The sequence below is a fragment of the Bradyrhizobium sp. USDA 4510 genome (assembly GCF_054059095.1).
On record NZ_JBSSBT010000001.1, the window covers coordinates 6,686,460 to 6,705,601 of the forward strand.

At 60.8% G+C, this 19,142-nt stretch carries 17 protein-coding genes and 1 pseudogene; 10 read left to right on the top strand and 8 right to left on the bottom strand.

What is annotated here, in order from left to right:
- The first annotated feature begins 30 nt into the window (after positions 1–30).
- Together ACVMDN_RS31135 and ACVMDN_RS31140 are read left to right on the top strand one after the other, a co-directional pair.
- Positions 31–837 (top strand): SDR family NAD(P)-dependent oxidoreductase, encoded by an 807-nt coding sequence (locus ACVMDN_RS31135; RefSeq protein WP_456834723.1) that lies wholly within the window; start codon positions 31–33, stop codon positions 835–837.
- Positions 838–1,043: 206 nt separating this feature from the next.
- Positions 1,044–1,832: an SDR family NAD(P)-dependent oxidoreductase gene (locus tag ACVMDN_RS31140; RefSeq protein WP_069276500.1), complete on the top strand. Its 789-nt coding sequence runs from the start codon at positions 1,044–1,046 to the stop codon at positions 1,830–1,832.
- Positions 1,833–1,845: 13 nt separating this feature from the next.
- Here the strand turns inward: ACVMDN_RS31140 and ACVMDN_RS31145 are convergent.
- The 7 genes and pseudogenes from ACVMDN_RS31145 to ACVMDN_RS31175 form a co-directional block, all read right to left on the bottom strand.
- A pseudogene (locus tag ACVMDN_RS31145) lies at positions 1,846–2,608 on the bottom strand (IS5 family transposase).
- A gap of 138 nt (positions 2,609–2,746) precedes the next feature.
- Positions 2,747–3,397 (bottom strand): TetR/AcrR family transcriptional regulator, encoded by a 651-nt coding sequence (locus tag ACVMDN_RS31150; protein WP_069276501.1) that lies wholly within the window; start codon positions 3,395–3,397, stop codon positions 2,747–2,749.
- A 216-nt stretch (positions 3,398–3,613) separates the two neighbouring features.
- Complete coding sequence (locus ACVMDN_RS31155) at positions 3,614–4,561, bottom strand: NAD(P)H-dependent flavin oxidoreductase (protein WP_456834722.1); 948 nt, start codon at positions 4,559–4,561, stop codon at positions 3,614–3,616.
- A gap of 130 nt (positions 4,562–4,691) precedes the next feature.
- Positions 4,692–5,573 carry an NAD(P)H-dependent flavin oxidoreductase gene (locus tag ACVMDN_RS31160; RefSeq protein WP_069276503.1) on the bottom strand — a complete coding sequence of 294 codons (882 nt, stop codon included), beginning with the start codon at positions 5,571–5,573 and terminating at the stop codon, positions 4,692–4,694.
- Positions 5,574–5,620: 47 nt separating this feature from the next.
- Entirely contained in the window at positions 5,621–6,853 is a 1,233-nt protein-coding gene (locus ACVMDN_RS31165) for a thiolase family protein (RefSeq protein WP_456834721.1), read from the bottom strand.
- Between the two features lie 31 nt (positions 6,854–6,884).
- A complete protein-coding gene (locus tag ACVMDN_RS31170; RefSeq protein WP_076830854.1) occupies positions 6,885–7,676 on the bottom strand; it encodes an enoyl-CoA hydratase/isomerase family protein in 792 nt (263 codons plus the stop codon).
- Positions 7,677–7,785: 109 nt separating this feature from the next.
- Positions 7,786–8,916: an acyl-CoA dehydrogenase family protein gene (locus ACVMDN_RS31175; protein WP_283805974.1), complete on the bottom strand. Its 1,131-nt coding sequence runs from the start codon at positions 8,914–8,916 to the stop codon at positions 7,786–7,788.
- A 149-nt stretch (positions 8,917–9,065) separates the two neighbouring features.
- On the opposite strand from ACVMDN_RS31175, the gene ACVMDN_RS31180 reads away from it, so the two are divergent.
- The 6 genes from ACVMDN_RS31180 to ACVMDN_RS31205 all read left to right on the top strand — a co-directional run bounded on the left by ACVMDN_RS31180 (position 9,066) and on the right by ACVMDN_RS31205 (position 14,684).
- Positions 9,066–10,184 carry a CaiB/BaiF CoA transferase family protein gene (locus tag ACVMDN_RS31180; RefSeq protein ID WP_076830857.1) on the top strand — a complete coding sequence of 373 codons (1,119 nt, stop codon included), beginning with the start codon at positions 9,066–9,068 and terminating at the stop codon, positions 10,182–10,184.
- Between the two features lie 164 nt (positions 10,185–10,348).
- Positions 10,349–11,137 (top strand): MBL fold metallo-hydrolase, encoded by a 789-nt coding sequence (locus tag ACVMDN_RS31185; RefSeq protein WP_456834720.1) that lies wholly within the window; start codon positions 10,349–10,351, stop codon positions 11,135–11,137.
- A 19-nt stretch (positions 11,138–11,156) separates the two neighbouring features.
- Positions 11,157–11,984, top strand: coding sequence for an MBL fold metallo-hydrolase (locus ACVMDN_RS31190; protein ID WP_076830859.1), 828 nt, complete (start codon positions 11,157–11,159; stop codon positions 11,982–11,984).
- A gap of 40 nt (positions 11,985–12,024) precedes the next feature.
- Entirely contained in the window at positions 12,025–13,191 is a 1,167-nt protein-coding gene (locus tag ACVMDN_RS31195; RefSeq protein WP_076830862.1) for an iron-containing alcohol dehydrogenase, read from the top strand.
- A gap of 138 nt (positions 13,192–13,329) precedes the next feature.
- Positions 13,330–14,328: an NADPH:quinone reductase gene (locus ACVMDN_RS31200; RefSeq protein WP_456834719.1), complete on the top strand. Its 999-nt coding sequence runs from the start codon at positions 13,330–13,332 to the stop codon at positions 14,326–14,328.
- 122 nt (positions 14,329–14,450) lie between these two features.
- The gene (locus tag ACVMDN_RS31205) at positions 14,451–14,684 is read left to right on the top strand and encodes a hypothetical protein (protein ID WP_143271098.1); all 234 of its coding nucleotides are present in this window, start codon (positions 14,451–14,453) and stop codon (positions 14,682–14,684) included.
- A 690-nt stretch (positions 14,685–15,374) separates the two neighbouring features.
- Here ACVMDN_RS31205 and ACVMDN_RS31210 read toward each other — a convergent pair.
- Positions 15,375–16,295, bottom strand: coding sequence for a LysR family transcriptional regulator (locus tag ACVMDN_RS31210; RefSeq protein WP_158074222.1), 921 nt, complete (start codon positions 16,293–16,295; stop codon positions 15,375–15,377).
- 165 nt (positions 16,296–16,460) lie between these two features.
- Here ACVMDN_RS31210 and ACVMDN_RS31215 point away from each other — a divergent pair, with 165 nt between their 5' ends.
- On the top strand, positions 16,461–17,615 hold the full coding sequence (locus tag ACVMDN_RS31215; RefSeq protein ID WP_456834718.1) for a hypothetical protein: 1,155 nt from the start codon (positions 16,461–16,463) through the stop codon (positions 17,613–17,615).
- 94 nt (positions 17,616–17,709) lie between these two features.
- Positions 17,710–18,987 carry an MFS transporter gene (locus ACVMDN_RS31220; protein ID WP_456814943.1) on the top strand — a complete coding sequence of 426 codons (1,278 nt, stop codon included), beginning with the start codon at positions 17,710–17,712 and terminating at the stop codon, positions 18,985–18,987.
- Positions 18,988–19,142: the final 155 nt, after the last annotated feature.

A 19,142-nucleotide genomic window follows, 5' to 3' on the forward strand; every position in this document is an offset into this window, starting at 1 on the left:
GCGTCGAAAACGACCCTAAAGGAACACGATATGTCGAGATTGGAAGGAAAGGTTGCGTTCGTGACCGGGGCCGCCTCTGGAATCGGCGCCGCCTCCGTGGCGGCGCTGGCTCGCGAAGGCGCTGCCGTCGTAGTGTCCGACATTGATGGACGAAGCGCGGCAGCGCTGGCTGAAGCGTCGTCCCACCGGGGAATTCGCGCAATGCCCCTCGTTCAGGACGTGACTGACGAAAGCGCCTGGCCGAAGGCCATCGACGCCGTCGAGGAGAGATTTGGCCGGCTGGACATAGTGGTCGCCAACGCAGGCATCGCGATGAAGGGATTGGTCACCGAAATGACGCTAGCGGACTGGCGTCGGCAGACCGCGATAAATCTGGATGGGGTATTTTTGACCGCCAAATTCTCCATACCGGCGCTGAGGCGCGCCGGCGGCGGAAGCTTCATAGTGATGTCGTCCGTCGCTGGTCTACGGGGCTCGGCGGGCTTCGCTGGCTATTGCGCGACGAAGGGAGGTGTCCGATTCTTCGCCAAGGCGCTGGCGCTGGAGTGCGCGGGGCTAGGCGATGAGATCCGGGTCAACTCGATCCATCCCGGCGTGATCGACACACCGCTCTGGGGCACCATACCGCTGGGCGGCGAGGAAGGTCGTCCGCAGCGCCGAATAGATGTCCAGCGCATGGGTCACAACGACGCGCCGATGGGTCGTGCCGGAACGGCAGAGGAAGTCGCGGAAGCGGTTGTCTTCCTGGCGACCGACAGCTCGAGTTACATGACTGGAGCCGAGCTTATACTGGATGGCGGGATCACCGCCGGAGCGTTTCCTCGTCGCAAATCCTGATCCCGCAGGACGATTGCAAAGCGCCCGGCGCCGCTCACTGAATTCGTCCAGCAATATTGACTTTTACGTCAATTTGTTGCACGACACAATCATACACACGTCGCGAGCGGCTGCGCTTTGGCGCCGCAGCTGCTTGGACCATCGCCGAGCATCAGCGGCCGCGAGCTGCAATCGTCCTACCTCTCGAGATACCTAAGGAGACGTTCATGGATTCCATTCTTGACCTAAAGGGTCACGTTGCGCTCGTTACGGGAGCCGGCCAAGGAGTGGGACGCCAGGTCGCGCTACAATTGGCAGCCAACAACGCCGGCGGGATCGTGGTCAACGATTTCCACTTGGATCGGGCTCAAGCCGTCGCGGAGGAGATCTGCCGCGTAGGCGGAAAAGCGTTGCCGATCGCCTGCGACGTGACCGATTTCCGGGCCGTGACGTCGATGGTGGAGACCGCCGAAGGAAAATTCGGCAGAGTCGACATTCTCGTCAACAATGCGGGTAACGCGGGCCCAAGCGACGGATTATCGAACATTAAACCGTTCTGGGAGACCGGTCCTGAGGAGTGGGCGAACTGGCTCGGAACCAATCTCTACGGTGTGCTCAACTGCACGCGCGCCTCGATCAACGGCATGTTGAAGCGCAACCAAGGGAGAATCATCACTGTCATTTCGGATGCCGGACGGGTCGGCGAGCCCCATTTGGCAGTCTACTCGGGAGCGAAGGCCGGCGCTGCGGGCTTCATGCGCGGCTTGGCCAAGGCCGTAGGGCGAAACAACATCACGGCGAACTGCGTCGCGCTGGCTGGAATCAACACACCGGGGGTGGCCGCGCTGATGCCCGACGAAGACACGATGAAGAAAATACTTCGCGCCTATCTCATCCGGCGGCTCGGCGAACCGAGTGATGCGGCGAACATGATCCTCTTTCTCGCGTCGGACGCGGCAAGCTGGATTACCGGGCAGACCTACCCGGTCAACGGCGGCTACTCCGTTTCGGTCTAGGTGGTGTGGACATTTATCGCATCCATAAGACGATGGCTGCGAGAGTAACGACGGCCAGGTAATTTCGGGCGGTCTTTTCGAAGCGGGTTGCGACGCGGCGGAACTGCTTGAGTTTTGAGAAGCAGCATTCGACGAGATGACGCTGGGCATAGAGATGCTTGTCCAGCGGATATTTGAGCGCACGTGACGGGTTGTTGGGGATGACGGCGAGCGCGCCTTTGGCAGCGATCGCCTGGCGCAAGTGATCGGCGTCATAAGCCGTATCCGCCATGACGACCTGGGCAGGTAATCCCTCGATCAATTCGGCGGCTTGCGGACGTCGCTCTTCTGACCTGCGGTGAGCTTGAACCGTACGGGACATCCCAGGCCGCGAACGGCCATATGTATCTTGGTGCTCAGGCCACCGCGCGAGCGACCGATCGCCTGATCTTCAGACCCCCTTTTTTCGCCCCAGCGGCGTGCTGGTGCGCCCGGACGATGGTGGAGTCGACGATCAGATACTCGAAGTCCGGATCACCGGACATCGCTTCGAATATGCGCCACCAGACCCCCTTGATGCTCCATCGACTGAAGCGCCGAAACACGCTGTTCCAGTCTCCAAACACCTCCGGAAGATCACGCCAGGGAGAGCCAGTGCGCACGATCCAAAGTACGCCCTCCACAAACATCCGGTTGTCCCGTCCGGTCGAACCCTTCTGGTCAGGCCGGCCGATGATCAGCGGCGCCATCCGCTCCCATGTCGCGTCGCTCAATACCAAGCGGTCCATCACACCCAAGGCGGCCTCCCCAAAAGCAGCCTTGAATCTGATTTGCGCCTAAAAGGGAATCCTTAGAGTCCACACCACCTAGTGGACGACGCGCTCCGAAAGCCGGCGCGAGGCTTGAGATCCATCTTCATTTCTCGCGCCGAAGTTTTATCGCGCCTTTCGCGGCCGCGACGAGCTTTCGTCTTTTGCAGCGGTGCTGGAGACCAAGCCGTTCATCAGCAGATCCACCATTCCATCGGCTATCTCCTCGTTGGTCAGGCGCCCTTGCGGGTTGTACCAACGTGGAATGAAGTGAATCGCACCCATGAAGGTATAAACGGCGAGCTTGGCGTCCACCGCCCGCAGGCTGCCGTCGGCGGCTCCCTCTTCCAACATCGTCACGAAACGCTGTTGATGGTCATCGCGGCGAGCCACTATCGTCTTGCGATGCGCGGGCTTCAACGCGTCGATCTCGTTGATCACGCCGCATGCACCCAACTCATCGTGAAGCTTCGCGATATAATTGCGGAGCGTGATTCGCAGCTTTTCCGCTCCGTTTCTTCCTTGCTTGGCCGCCTCGAACGCCGTTTCGCCGATGTCGAGCGCCATATTGCAGCACTGAAAGAGGATCTCTTCTTTGTCCTTGGTGTAATTGTACAGTGTACCTTTCGATACTTTCAGCGCTTTTGCGACGTCGTCGAGCGAGGCATTGTGATAGCCCCTGCGGCTGAAGATTCGGCCGGATTCTCGCACCACCGCCTCTCGCTTCAGCCCGCTGATCTCCTCGCTGGTGCGGAGTGAATTGTTCCAGCGCGCCATTTTACCCTAACCCCTGCATTGTTAGCCGCGACCGCCGAATGGGCATCGGCGACGAAGCATTGAACCATTAAGTCAATATAATATGTTCTATAATCATTCTTTTTCAATGGCCGTATGACAGGTTTTCCCTTACGACGGCTCCGCCGAAGGGGCTGCCCAAACTGATTGCGCGCTATGCAGGCAAGCGACTTGCTCAAAATCTCGTGCGACCTGCATTCAGCACTTCGCACCCTTGGCGGAATATCGCCGAGCCCTATCCAAGGCATCCAGAAATTGGCCTTCCAGGCGATCGACGAGGTCGGCGACCGTCGGAATATCGGTCACCGAACCGACGCCTTGACCGACGCTCAGGATGTCACGCCAGCGCTTCTGATCTCCCAAAATCGCGCCCACGTCGAGCTTGCCGGGCTGGCCGTCGCCGAGCAGATTGACCTGAGGCATCGTCTGTTCGAGCCAATTGGCCCCTACCCCGTCTATTTCGGCAGAATAGACGATATTTGTGATGTCGGACTCGAGAACGAGTCGCTTCATCTTGTCCGACGCGATGCTTTCGACCGTATTGACGAAGCGCGTTCCGATGTAGCCGAGATCGGCGCCGGCCGCGATGGCACCCGCGAGCGAGTGACCATCGCCGATACAGCCCGATAGTATGAGTGTCTTATCCCCCGTGATGGGCTTCAGCTCGGCCAGAAACGCGAAGGGATTGTATGTCCCCGCGTGCCCTCCGGCGCCGGCGCAGACGGCGATAATTCCGTCGACATTCGCTTCCAGCGCCTTTTTGGCGTGCCGGACGTTGATTGCGTCGTGAAAGACAAGCCCACCGTAGCCGTGAACGGCGTCCGTCACCTCCCGGGTTATGCCGAGGGCGCTGATGAGAATGGGTACTTCGTACTTGACGAGCAGCGTGAGGTCTTCATCCAGTCGCCGATGCGTGGGATGCACCGCGAACTGCATTGCGAACGGCAGTCCATCCGGCGCCAAACGCGAACGGATGTCGCGCAGCCATTGTTCGCATCCGTCGGACGTGCGCTGATTCAAGCTGGGAAAACTACCCACCAGGCCGCTTCGGCAGGTCTCGACGACGAGGTCCGGCCCGGAGACGAGAAACATCGGCGAAACGATCGCCGGGAGACGCAGACGGTCTCTGAACTGTGCAGGTACCATTTCTCACTCAAAAGACTTTACCGACGGTCTCAGCGATGGCCGCTTCACCGAGCCACCGATCATGGCGCCCATCCCACCTCGCTAGTACAGCTCGCCCAGAGGGATCGACCGAACACGTATTCGCATCGCTTCACGAGTTGGCGTTCGCAAACTCTGCCTCGAGCCGGGCGACGATCTCGCGAAGCCGCTCTACCTTCTTGACGCTGCCTACGCCGTGTCCAGCTCCCCACACGTCCCGCCAGGCACGCTGCTCGTTGCTGGCCGAGATCTCGAACTTGTTCGGCGGACGCTTACCGTCCGCTCCGAAGCGTTCCAGGCTGGGCCGCAGCATATTGGCCGGCATTCCGGAGACTTCGCTCGTAAGCAGAATGTCGTCTGCACCGCAATCGATCACCATCTGGCGGTATGCTTCGTTCGCCTGATTCTCTTCAGCGGTCAGAAATCGCGTGCCCATGTACGCAAAATCGACGCCAAGCGGCCGCAGCGTCTTGACCTGACGGCCATTGGAAAGTCCGCCGGCGAGCGCGACCGGACCGTCGAAGAAACTGCGTACTTCCTCGACGAACGAAAAGGGGTTGAGCCAGCCTGTATGTCCTCCGGCGCCGGCGCAAAGCAGGATCAAGCCGTCGACACCCGCCTCTGCCGCGCGACGGGCATGCCTAATGCTCGCGACGTCGGCGAGCACGTGGCCCCCGTAGGACCTTACCCGGTCGACGATCCGGGACGGATTGCCGACGCTGGAAATGACGAGCGGGACTCGATGATTCACGACAACATCAAGATCTTCGTCAAACCGGGCGTTGCTGGTGTGAGCAATGATGTTCATCGCGTAGGGCGGCAGGTCGTGTCCCCCCAGACTGTCGCCGATCCGTCGCAGCCACTCGTCCAGGATTGCCGGTGTGCGCGCGTTGAGTGTCGGCATCGAACCGATTATCCTCGCGCGACAGGCTTCGACGACCAGTTCCACCGAGGATACGAGAAACATGGGCGCGACGATCACCGGAATCGCCATCCGGCAATCCAACATACGCGCGAGGGCTCCGTCCCCGAACCTGGCACTCATCGGCCGAGCACCGTGACGACCGCCGCCGCTTCCTCCACGCCGTGGAAGCCGCCGCCGTTTTCCGCGACCGCTATCCGTGCCCCCTGTACTTGCCTTGCTCCGGCATCGCCGCGCAGCTGTAGCGTCAGTTCATGAATCTGACCGAGGCCCGTCGCCGAAATCGGATGCCCTTTGGAGATCAAGCCTCCCGAGGGATTGATCGGAATGCGACCTCCAATGGAAGTTTCGCCGCGTTCGGCCAGCCATCCTCCCTGACCGAGCTCGCAAAATCCCAAGTTCTCCGTCTGTATGATTTCGGCGAAAGACGACGCATCATGCACCTCGGCGACTGAAACGTCCTCCGGGCCGATGCCGGCCTTTTCGTAGGCCTGTGTGGCCGCCTTCCTGCAAAGATGCCTGTCGAACTCCGACCAATCGCGATCGCTTCCGCTGACTAGGACCGAAGCCAGCAGCTTGACGGCTCTCGGCCTTGCGAAGCGCTTCAAAGCCTCCTTGGTGCAGATCAATGCCGCTGCCGCGCCGTCGCTCACGGGCGAGCACATGGGCAGCGTCAAAGGCCAGGAGATCAGGGTCGCGGCGAGAACTTCCTCGACCGTCATGTCCGTCTGATACTGCGACAGCGGGTTCATCGTGGAATGATGATGGTTCTTAGCGGCGACCGCCGCGATTTGACGCTCCGTCGTACCGAATCGAGCCATATGACCGCGAGTCATCGATGCATAAAGTTCCATGAAAGGACTCTTCACGCCCTGCTCTTTCCCAGGAGGCGGCGGCATTCGGTCGCCAATCCGAGCCAAAGACCGGATGACCGCGTCGACGTCGTGCACATCCCATGCGCCGTCAAAGATGGCCGAGGATTTGCGCTTGTCCTGCAAGTCCACCATCTTCTCGACGCCGACCGCCAGCGCCACGTCCGTGACTCCCGCCTTGAGATAGGCCGCGGCCTGGTTCAAGGCGGTGGAGCCTCCGGCGCATGCGTTTTCGACGTTCACGATGGGTATGCCAGCGAAGCCAAGTGGCCGCAGCGCCATCTGCCCTCGCACTGCGTGCTGACCATCCATGATCGCCTGGGTGCTGTTCGCAAAGAAAGCCGCGCCGACGTCTGATACCTTGGCGCCGGCATCCTGCAGCGTCTGGTCGACGGCTGTTGCTACCAAGTTTTTCAGCGACTGATCGGTGAGCTTACCGAATCGGGTCATCCCCACGCCCACGATGTAGATTTCGGTCATCTGTTCGCTCCTGCACCTAGTGGGGGACGCCCTAGCGGCCCTGAAATTGCGGTTTGCGTTTCTCGGAAAAGGCGGCGATGCCCTCGTTGCGGTCGAAGCTGTGCGCGTGCAACTCGCTCATCATCAGCTCGTAAGCGATCCCGTTCGGCGTCGACTTGTCGAAACTTTCAAGAGCCATGTTCTTCATGCGTGCCAAGCCGAGCGGGCTCTTGGTCGCGATCTTGCCGACGAAATCGTCGACCGCGTCGTAGAGAGCGTCATCTTCGACCACGCGATTGACGAGCCCCGCAGAAGCCATCTCTTCGGCCGAAAGCAATTCGCCGCTGATGAAGAGATACATCGCTCGGTTGAAGCCGACCTTCCGCGGCAAGCGCACGGACGCTCCCGCGCCGGGGACGAGACCGTAATTCGAATGACCGTCCCCGATCCTCGCCGAGCGGGCCGCGAAGACGATATCGCATCCCAAGAGCAGCTCCATGCCTCCGGCCGTCGCAACGCCGTTGACCGCGGCGATGACGGGCTTCGGAAAGTCCTCGACCTTGTCGATCATCGACGCGGCCTTCGCGATGAAATCGCAAGTTTCGGCGATCCGTCTTTCCGGCGGAAGTTCGTTCACGAATTTGAGGTCGGCGCCGGCGCAAAAGGCCCGGCCGGCCCCGGTGATCACGATCGCCTTGACGTCGCGGTCATGTTCCGCGGCATCGAGCGCGATCGGCATTTCCCGGACGATCGCGAGACTCAGCGCGTTGAGCTCGGCCGGTCGGTTGAGCGTGATCCACGCCGCAGCGCCGCGCCGTTCGTACTTGATATCGGAGTAGTTCATGAGGTCACCTCTTTTTGCTCCTTAACGCAAGCTCCCGACCGAGCGGATGCCGCCGCGGCCATTGCTCGTGTTCCTCGACCCGCAAGCGGCCGACCGGTTAGCTGTTCGGCTACGCTCTCAGCTTCCGGGCGATGATGAGCCGTTGGATATCGTTCGTGCCCTCGTAGATCTGGCAGACGCGGACGTCGCGGTAGATCCGCTCCACCTGATAGTCCGCGAGGTACCCGTAGCCACCGTGGATCTGGATGGCGTCGGAGCACACGCGCTCCGCCATCTCGCCTGCGAAAAGCTTCGCGATCGACGCCTCTTTGACGCAGTCCGCGCCGGCATCGAGCAGACGGGCAGCATGATGAGTGTATGCGCGCGCGACCTCGATTTGGGTCGCCATGTCCGCGAGCCGGAACGCCACAGCCTGGTGATCGATGATCGCCTTGCCGAAAGCCTGACGCTCTCGCGCGTAATCGAGGGCGGCTTCGAAGGCGGCTCGCGCCATGCCTACCGCCTGAGCCGCGATCGAGATTCGGCCGTCCGACAATAGTCCCATGGTTGCCGGCAAGGCCTGCCCGTGCTCGCCCATCATTGCGGCTTCGGGAACGAAGCAGTCTTCGAGAACGATTGGAACCGTGTCCGATGTCGTCTGCCCGAGCTTCTCTTCAGGATTTCCGACCCTGAAACCCGGCGTGTCGGTCGGCACGAGGAAGAACGACATGCCCCGACTGCCCGCGTCCGGGTCGGTCACCGCGAGAATGACGGCGACGCTGGCGTGACGACCGTTGGAAATGAATTGCTTGGCCCCGTCGAGCCGCCAGCCACCGTCGACTTTGCGCGCCCGCGTCTTGATCCTGGAGACGTCGGAACCCGCATGGGGCTCCGTCAGCGCGACACATCCGATCGCTTCGCCTGCTATCATGCGAGGCAGCCATTGCGCCTTCTGTTCGGCATTTCCCAGATTGGCGATAACACCGGCAGTTCCGAGCGCATGAACATGCATTAGGGTGGAGATCCCGCCATTCCCTGCCGCGATCTCTTCGAGCGCCACCGCCCAGGTGAGATAACCACCGCCCAAACCGCCGTATTCCTGCGGCGCTAGAATGCCGAACAATCCCAGTTTCCCCATTTCGGGCAGAAGGCTGCGCGGAAACGCGCCGGTGCGATCCCATTCGCGGCCGAACGGCAGCAACCGTTCTCGCGCGAAGCGCCGCGCCACATCTCTGATCATCAGATCGTCTTCGCTAAGCACGGCGCCTCTCTGATGCGGCCGAACTGCAAACAATCGTTCGGCGTATTTTGATTACGTCGTCATTATATTGACTTTGTATTCAGTCCTGTCAAGGATGTATTGCGCCCTGGACCAGGCGCTTCCTCGATCGCGGGGTACAGGAGCGGGACATGAAAGCCATCTTCGAGAACGTAAGGATCTTGTCCCTGGCGGAGCAGTATCCAGGGCCATACGCGACGCTGCTTCTTGCCGACTTGGGCGCCGACGTCATCCTGGTCGAGCGCCCGAACGGCGGCGACCCTGCCAGGGCGTATCCTCCGTTCTTCCGCGCCCTGGCGCGAAACAAGCGCAGCATCTGCCTCGATCTAAAGAGCATCGAAGGCCGGGAGCGACTGCTGGCGCTCGCCGCGGAGTCCGACGTCGTTCTCGAGGGATTTCGACCGGGCACCATGGATCGCCTCGGCGTCGGATACGACGCGATGAAGGGGGTCAACGAACGTCTGATCTACGTGTCAATATCGGGTTTCGGACAATCCGGCCCTCTTCGCGGCCGAACCGCCCATGACCTCTCCTATCTCGCTTTCGCCGGTCATCTGTTCGACCGCGCGAGAGGCGAGCGCGCGGAGTTTCCGTATATCTCGTACGGCGATCTATGCAGCGCGATGTTCGCCGCGTTTTCAATCGCTTCGGCGCTGTTCGGTCGCGAACGCAGCGGACGCGGCACGAACATCGACGTTTCCATGACCGACGGCCTGATCTCGTGGATGTCCACGTATCTCTCGCCCGCTATGGAAGGTATGGCGCCCTTCGAAATTCTGGGAGAGCCCGGATACGGCATATTCAACGTGAAGGGTGGCCGCCGCATCACGCTCAGCATCGCTCACGAGGACCATTTTTGGCGTGCGTTGTGTCAGCTCCTCGATCTTGCCGACGCGGCCGAACTGCGTCAGGCGGAACGGCTTCGTCACAGAGATGCGCTTCGGGTCCGCATCGCGACTGCTCTTTCGTCGCAAACGCTCGATCACTGGCAGCCCCTGCTGGACGCCCACGCTATTCCATGGTCGCCGGTCAACGACCTCGGCAACGTCCTCGACGACCCTCACGTGCGCTCCCGCGAATTATTCCGCACGGTGCCGCGGGCGAACGGCACGAGCGAAGCTCACGTCATCCAACCGGTGCGCTTCAGCGGCTGGTCGAGCGGCATCCACCGGCCGGCGCCGGCTCTCGGCGAGCACACGGACGATGTCCTTCGCAGTGTTCGTGACCGAAAAGCTCCGGATCCCTATTGACATATGTCATGACTTTATCGTCATTTAGTTGACGTGAAATTTTTTTTGGCGATACAGTTTGCGAAACAATAAACGCCCCGCGGCGCCGTCCTATCGGATCGCGATTGGCGAGGGAGAGGACGGGCGCCGGGACACCGAGCGCCCGGCGCAAAAGGAAGGAAACCATGCGCAGGTCGATTCATCGCCTAAACGCGGGGACCATCGAGGTCGATTCCGGGGACTTCGTGCAATACCGTGATTTAGGAACAAGGATCCGGGTTCCTATATACGCGTACCTGATCGAGGATGACGGAGCCACAGGCGCAGTGCTCGTCGATACGGGCGCAGAGGACACGGACGAGATCGTTACCGAGCTCAAGCGATTGGGACTCGCTCCGGCGGATATCCGCACCGTCATCTTTACCCATCTGCACTTCGATCACGTCGGAGGAGCCGCGATTTTCCCATTGTCGACCATCTTCGCGGTGAATCGACGAGAGCTCGAGTTCGCTGCCGGCGGCATGACGCGGCAGGAGTATCGATTGGCCGATATCGAACTGCTTCTCGATCGCACGCACATCCCGGGCGCGATGTGGTTCTTCGACCTCCAGGGGTACGAACGTCAGCAAATCCTGCCCGGTGTTTTCGTAGCGCGGGCCGGCGGCCACACCGAAGGATCGATCAACGTATTCGTCGAGACCTCGGACGGAATAGCCTGCCTCTGCGGCGACGTCATTCAGGACGTGGAGGCGCAAGTCGTCGCGCCGCCGTTTCAAGTGAACCACCGAGAACCGCGCATGGCTGGCAACAGCGCAGTGAGCCAAGCCGACGACCGGTGTGCGATGAAGGCATTGCTCGGCCACGCATCCTGGTTGCTGCCGGCGCACGAGAAGGGCTTCAAAATCGAGCAGGGACGAGTGGTGGGCCGACTTTCGGGCGCAAGAGCACCGGGCCCGGTTGAACCGCTCAAGTGACTGGAAGGAGCATGAAGGAATGGCGCTAGACATCGAAATACTGAATTCCGGGGACGTCACCGTCGATACCTCATTCCTGGCGAAATACCGCACTCCCGGTACGCCGGCGCCGGTATGCGTCAATACCTTCCTGATCCGCGGACTGAGCATCGGGCCGGTTCTCGTCGATACCGGCTTCCGTTCGCCGGAAATCATGGCGGCCGTCGGTATGGCGGCGACCTATGCCGTCGACGGTACGCTCGACGTCCAGCTTCAAGCGCGAGGCATCAAACCCTCCGACGTTGCTATGATCGTCCACACCCATCTTCACATCGATCACGCGGGCAAGACCGATCTTTTCCCCGATTCCACCCGCGTCGTCGTGTCGCGCCGCGAGTTGGAGGTCAGTTGCGGCGGGTCCGGCGGGCCCGGCTATCCGGCGCCCGACATCAAGCATATTCTCGGCAGGGTATGGCGACGCGATGCCGTCCAGCTGCTCGACGCTGAAGACGGAGACATCGTCGAACTGCTGCCGGGATTGGCTGTCGAACGCTCGGGAGGTCATACCGAAGGTTCGCTCAGCGTCCTCGTCGAGACTCACGATGGACTCGCTCGCATCTGTGGGGATGTCTTCTACAACCTGGAGCATCAACTCGGGAATCCCTTCGACGAAGTCCTTTTTGCCGAACCACATCTGTCTGGGAATACGGCCGTGAGCGAGAGGCAGGAGCGGCGGGCGATGAAGCGGGCCACTCAGGGCTGCAAATGGCTACTTCCCTCTCACGATGCACCAGGACGTCTGGAAGGAGGTCGGCTGATCGCTCGGACGGTAGGATCCACAGTGCCCGACCGTCCCTCGGCGAGCTAAATCGCCCCGACAGCCACGACTGGAACTGACAGGAGCACGCATGCGGTCGGGCGTCCATCGCTTCCCACGACAGGATAGGGTTGTTTTCGGTCGACCGGCTGCGAGCGCACTCGTCGAGGAAGCCGATCGCCTGGGCTGCTCGCGCCTCTTGCTCGTGTGCTCGCCCTCGGCGCGGGCATCCTCTTATGTCGACAAGATCGCGGGTGCGTTAGGTGCTCGCCTCGCCGGAAAGCATTTCGAGATGCTTCCGCACTCGCCGCGCGAATGCGTGATCGGCGCGGCCGATGCAGCTCGTGCCGCATCTGCCGACCTCATCGTGGCGATCGGCGGCGGGTCAGTGATCGATGCTTGCAAATTGGCGCAACAAGTTCTCAGGCTGGATCTCGATCGCGAAGAAGATCTGGATCGACTCCCCAAGGGTATCGATCCCGATAGATCCGCCGATCTCGCGAACGCATCGGGAGCGCTCGTTCGCTCAATCGCCATACCGACCACCTTCTCGGGCGCGGAATTCACGAGCTTCGCTGGAGTGACCGTAAGCTCGACGCGCGTCAAAGAGGTTTTCGACCATCCGCTGCAAGTTCCCTGCACCGTCATTCTCGACCCTGAAGCGACGATAGGCGTCCCGGACTGGGTGCTGATGTCGACCGGCATCAGGGCCGTCGATCACTGCGTAGAGACGTTCTGTTCGCCGGCGTCTCTACCCTATGCCGACGCGATGGCCGTCGAAGCGCTTCGTATCCTTCTTGAAACGCTGCCGAAACTGAAGGCGCATCCGCTCGACCTCGATCTCCGCCTCCAAGCACAGCTCGCCATGTGGCTCGCCATACTCGGGCCGTCGGGCGGTGTCCCGGTCGGGGCGAGCCACGGCATCGGCCGCGTGCTGGGCGGAGCCTTCGGTGTTCCTCACGGCCGCACCTCTTGCATGCTGCTGCCGTCGGTACTTCGATGGAATGCGGAGACGAACGCGGAACGGCAGCGCGAACTGGGCGAGCGCGTCGGCTACCCCGATCGGCCACTCGCGCAAGTCCTCGAAGAGCTCGTCGAGGCTCTCGAAGAACCTACACGGCTCCGTCAAGCGGGTCTCGGCGAAAGCGACTTGATCGAACTCGCTGAACGGTCCGTTGCCTCCGGCTTCTTGTTGGGCAATCCCCGACCCGTCCGCGGAACGGGAGACGTAATGGAGATCCTTCGGCTCGCTTGGTAGTTCGGCCGGCAAGGTACCGGTCTTAACACTGGAGTCGTGCGCGGCAGAGCCGCTCGGCGAGACCCCACGGATCACCGGCCAACAGTTCGAAGTCGTCGGCGCGCAGATGACCACAACACCACTAAGGAGACCCGCGACATGCGTGCTGCATTCTACAATCGGCTTGGCGCTGCCCGTACAGTGTTGGAGATCGGCGACAGAGAGATGCCCACCCCGGGGCCGGGAGAGGTACGGGTGCGAGTTGTTGCTTCCGGCGTCAATCCCTCCGACGTCAAAAGTCGGGCCGGAATAGTCCCGCGCCCCTCTTTCTCCGAGCCGATCATTCCGCATAGCGATGGCGCAGGAATCATCGACGAGGTAGGCGAGGGCGTCTCTCGGCAGCGGATTGGCGAACGAGTATGGATATGGAACGGTCAGTGGAAGCGCGTCAACGGCACCTGCGCCGAGTTCGTCGCACTCCCCTCGCAGCAGGCCGTGAAACTGCCGGACAATACGTCATTCGAGGCGGGCGCCTGTCTCGGCATTCCCGCCACGACGGCGCACCGCGCGGTCCACATCGGACCGCCGATGGAAGGACAGAGCGTCTTGATATCGGGCGGCGCGGGTGCGGTCGGCGCCTATGCCGTGCAGTTCGCGAAGGCAATGCGGGCGACGGTGATCACGACCGTGAGCTCTCCCGAAAAGGCCGCGTACGTCCGAAAGCTAGGCGCCGACCATATCATCGACTATCGAACCGAAGACGTCGTAGAACGGGTTCGCGAAATCACGGCTGGCGCCGGCGTACACCGCGTGATCGAGGTTGATTACGCGGCAAACTTCGAAATCGTGCGGCGTTCGCTCCGCTCGCATGGCGTCGCAGTCGTCTACGGATCCCGGTCGGACGAATCGCCCATTTCGATCATGGCGTATTCACGGAAGAATCAGACGATACATGGGATCCTCTGTTACGAACTTCTCGACGGCGATCGTCGAAGCGCGATCGAAGACTTGACCACAGCTATGGAAGCTGGCGTTCTCACGCATACGATAGCGGCTCGCTTTCCGCTCGAACTCGTCGCAGACGGACATGAGGCCGTCGAGTGTGGGCGCGTCATCGGTAACATCGTAATCGACATCGCACATCCATCCACCAGATGAATGCTTTGCACGCTTGTGTATCGCGTAGGGCGCTTGATGCGTAGAGGCCTCTGACATTTGCTCTTTAGCGCGAAAACGCGCGCTCGCGCGCGACGGTCGGCCGCCAGACCGGCGTGCTCTTCATGTCTGACATCGATCACGCTTCGATTGAGCAGATCGTCAAGACCAGCAAGCGCCACAAGACCGAGGACCGGATGCTGGGGGACATCTTTGCTGGGATCCCCTCCGAAAAAAGCACTTTGGCGACAGGGTCAGTTTCCTCCACCGTTTCCAGTACCGGAGCGAAACAAAAGGCCGGAGAAATGCGTGAAGGCCAGCGTCTGTCGATCCGGAGGCAACTCGAAACACGATACTGAAGCATGCAGCGGCTGCGCTCCCTTAAACACCGCGGAACTAGCCGCAACAACGTTTGTCGCGTTACTCATTGTTTTGCTGCCCGTTCGAACAATCGGATACAAAGGAGAACGTGAATCGGCGGAGAGAGTGTCAGTCAATCCCCTCTGAAAGATAAGGCGTTTTACCTCTCTCGAGATCAAAACCTACCAATTAAGCTACCGTAGAAAAGGCATTTTGGCCATCCAAGTACAAAGGAGTAATCGCGCGGCTTCGAAGGGCGGCGCACCATAGAGTAGGCGGATTGGGGTGCGCGCTCGTCGGGCTCCCCCGTGCTCACGATTAGCTAATTGCGTATCCGAATTCCGAGGCCGCAGTGTTGCCCTCCGAAGGCAACGATCTGGCTGACGCGCATTTCGCACTGTTCTCTTGTGGTGGCCACCCGACTCTAGACGCGTCTGGCAAATCTAGCCGGCAGCTAAGACGGTCGCTCCTCAACAGGAGTCAAAAAAGTCTCACCGCTCGCTACCACGGTCGCTTGGCCGTCGCGCTCCGCAAACAGTTCCGCCGAGAGCGGAATCCAGCCGCGTGTCGCCCGATGGTTACACCCTCGATATCGCGTATATGGAGAGTCCGGGCGCAGATGAGGTACAGCTAGACTTGATATTGGATTACAGGACTGACGGCTCGCGATGTCCTTCTGTTAGGATCGATCACGCTTCTCGTCTGCGCAGCCGGCGGCTCAGAGGTTTCATTGTGGCGTTCAGCAGCGCAACAAAACGCTCAAGTGCCGGCGAGTTATTCTGCGAACTCCACGCGAAGTCGATGCGGATGTCCATGTCGCAGTCGTCGATCTCCACCAGTGTGACATCCGGTGGCGTACGGAAAGTTGCCGCTTGAGGGACAAGCGCGCAACCGAGCCCTGCGGCGACGAGAGCGATGATCGCCGAGTGGTTGCTGCCCTCGAGCATGACACGCGGAACCACGCCATGACTATGCAGCAAACGGATCAGACCATCATAGAGCCATGGCGTTTGCTCCCGCGGGACAAGAATAAGATCGGTGCCGTGAATCATCGAAAGCTTGAATGGTCGTCGTCGCGCGACATCCGACGTCGAGCTGGCCGCAAGCACCAGCCTATCCTTGAGGAGTGGCAGGGAACGAAGTGTCGAAGCTGGTGACGGCATGCCGAAAATGAAGCCGCCGTCGAGCAGTCCGGCATCTATCTGCCTGACGATGTCGCCAGAAAGGAGCGGCGAGAGCCGAAGGCGAACGCCCGGATAACGGGATCTGTAGCCGCGTATCAAGGTCAGCACATCCGGATGAAACGCATAGACCTCCGATACGCCCAGCGCGAGATTTCCGAATTCTCCACGGCTGGCATGGATCGCGTTCTCCACCATTCTTGCGCTCTCTTTGAGCAGATGGCGCGCACCATTCAAGAATTCCTCGCCGCCGGGCGTCAGCCTTACCCCGCGCGGTAACCGCTCGAAGAGCACCAGCCCGACCTCCTCCTCGAGCAGTTGCATCTGCCGGGACAATGCCGGTTGCGCGATGTGAAGGATCGTGGCCGCCCGGCCGATGCTGCCCGCTTCAACCACAGTAATGAAGTTCTTCAGTCGGTTGAGATCCATCGAGATCCGACCCATCTAATCTTGGCATGGGACACCCCATAATTATTATATTTGTTGCATGGTTCGCTGGCCACTAGTTTGCCGCCCACGTCACTGACGGGACGGCGATCTGCCGCACCAAATTCACGCGCTGGACAACCGCCGTCGAATAACCGGGAGGAAGACATGGTTGTTTGGGAAGCGCGCTGGCAGTCCGCGCTGGATCACCTCTGTGGCAGGGTTCGTACGATTCACGATCGCGTCGGCGAAGCGTGGCCATACCATTGCTCGCCCGGTGAACGCCAATGGGATACGACAGCCGACGGCGACTGGTGTGGCGGCCATTGGGTCGAATGCCTCCGCATCGTCGGAGAGCTGACCGGCGACAGCGCGCTGCTGGAGGAGGCCCTGCGGCGCACGGAGCGCCTTCGATCCTATCTCGAGCGAGACGACATGTTCAGGGGGCACCGCTTCTATTATTCGGCCGCGCGTCAGTATGCTTGGACCGGCCAGGAGCGCTATCGCACGCTCGCACTAGCTGCTGCCTATGCCGTGCGTTCGATGGCCATGCCTGGTTCAGGAATCATGCCGATCGGCACGCAGGTTCAGGTCCGCTCGACCAACCTGTCAGGCCGCGACAAGGCCTGCATCGACAATGTTCATCCGAGCTTGATTCTCGATTGGTGGGCGTATGCCCGGACGGGGGACGAAACATTCGTTGCCGGCGCGCGTCGCCACCTGGACGCCACCATCGACGATTTTGTTCTGCCCGACGGCTCCACGATCGAATTCGCCGACTACGACACCGTTTCCGGTCGGAAGGTGCATCATTTCACTCTTCTCGGCGCGCATGACGACAGTTGCTGGTCGCGTGGCCAGGCCTGGGCAATTGCCGGGTATCTGCGCGCGTATGAAGCCCTGAACGACGCGCGCTATCTCGCGACGGGCAAGAAGCTCCTGAACTACTGGGTCGGGCACTGCGATGAAACGCTGGTGCCGCCGTATGACTTCAAGGATCCGCAGCTCGCTGACAATCCCGGCGCGGTGCCGGTGGATACGTCAGCGGCAGCAGTCGTGGTTGAGCAATTGGCACGGCTGGCGCTCAAGCGTGATCTCGGGCCTCCGGCCACAGATGCCCTGAACTATCTCGTTCCGATGATCGACGGTTTGTTGACGCATCTCACGCCTCGTCACGTTGGCGATCTTGGTGAGCCCGGCATACTGCTCAACGGGTGCTTCAATTATCCCAAACGATACGCAACGCAAAGCGAGCTGATTTGGGGGACGGCATATCTGCTGTTCGCTTTGTATTATCTGAAGACCGGCCGGATTGTCGAATAGACCCCTGCTCGTCTCATCGACACAATCATTGGCGTCCAGCGCGGCCCGACGATTCGTGGGGCATGGCGAAGTCGAACACGCTTAGAGGTCATGTATGCAATCCACTCGTCAGGGCGATGGGACCAGTCTCGCACGCGTCGGCTTTGCCGTTATCGTCGGCAGCGCCCTCGAATGGTACGATTTCTTCCTCTTCGGGGTCGCCGCGGCCACGATCTTCAACAAGGTCTTCTTTCCGTCGGGGGCGCCGCTGTTGGGCACGCTCGCGGCCTTTTCCACATTCTCGGTTGGCTTCATCGCGCGGCCGCTCGGTGGCATTCTCCTGGCAGCCTGGAGCGACAGATACGGTCGCCAGTCGGTTCTGGTGCTCTCGCTTATTCTGATGGGCCTAACAAGCTCGTTGATCGGGCTCGTTCCATCCTACGAACAGGCTGGCATTGTCGCCCCGGTCCTGCTGGTCATTTTACGTATTGTGCAGGGGATTGGCGCCGGCGTGGAGTATGCGATCGCGGCGATCTATGCGCTCGAGCATCACGATGAACGGCGCCGTGGTCTGGCCGGCTCGTTCCCCGGGATCGGTGTATATCTTGGAATGGCACTCGCGACGCTCGCCCTTCAGATGACCGCTTCGGTGACCGGTGAGCACTTCTTGACCTGGGGATGGCGCCTGCCATTTTTCGCAAGCGCGATACTGCTCGTGTTCGGCGTGTACATCCGGCGTTCTCTGAAGGAGAGCCCTGAGTTCGAGCAGGCCAAAGCCAGGGGAAAGATCAGCGAACATCCCCTTGCCGATCTGCTGCGTCATCAGCGACGTGGCGTGCTGACGGTCTTCGGCGCTCAGTTGGCACAGACTGGGCTCGGCTATCTGTTCTCAGTGTTCGGGCTGTTCTATCTGACTGATGTCCTGGAGTTGCCGCGCAGCATGGCGCTGCAGACCAACCTAATCGCGTCGATCGTTGGGATATTCATGGTCCCCGTCGCGGGTTGGTGCGGGAGCAAGATAGGCTCCAGGCGCGGCTATCTGATCGCGTTGGTGCTGAGCATCGTGATATCGATCGGCTTCTTTCCGATGCAGGCCACCCGCGAACCGGCATGGATCTACACGTCGGGCATCCTGGCAGTTGGTGTGGGCGTCGCGTCTCTCGTCGCCATCCAGGGAGCGTATTTTGCGTCCTGCTTCTCCACTGCTGTTCGCACCAGCGGATTTGTCCTTGGACGCGAGTTATCGGTCGCCATGGTCGGAGGCTTCACACCGTTAATTGCAACGTTGTTGTACGGATGGGGCGGTACACCGGCGGTCACGATGTTCGCCGTCGTGCTTGGCGTAGCCTCACTGCTGACGGTGCTGCTATCTCGCGCGGAACTACACCGCTGACGATTCTTTGAGTGTACCCCGGCTCCAGGGCGTGACACGCATGACATCGGGCTGGGTGCCCTCGGTCGTCGTCCGATGGAGGAGCAGCGCACGTAATGCAGCTTGTTTCCGGTCATCGTGGTGGTGGCTCGAGGGGCGCGCCGAGACCGGGGTGT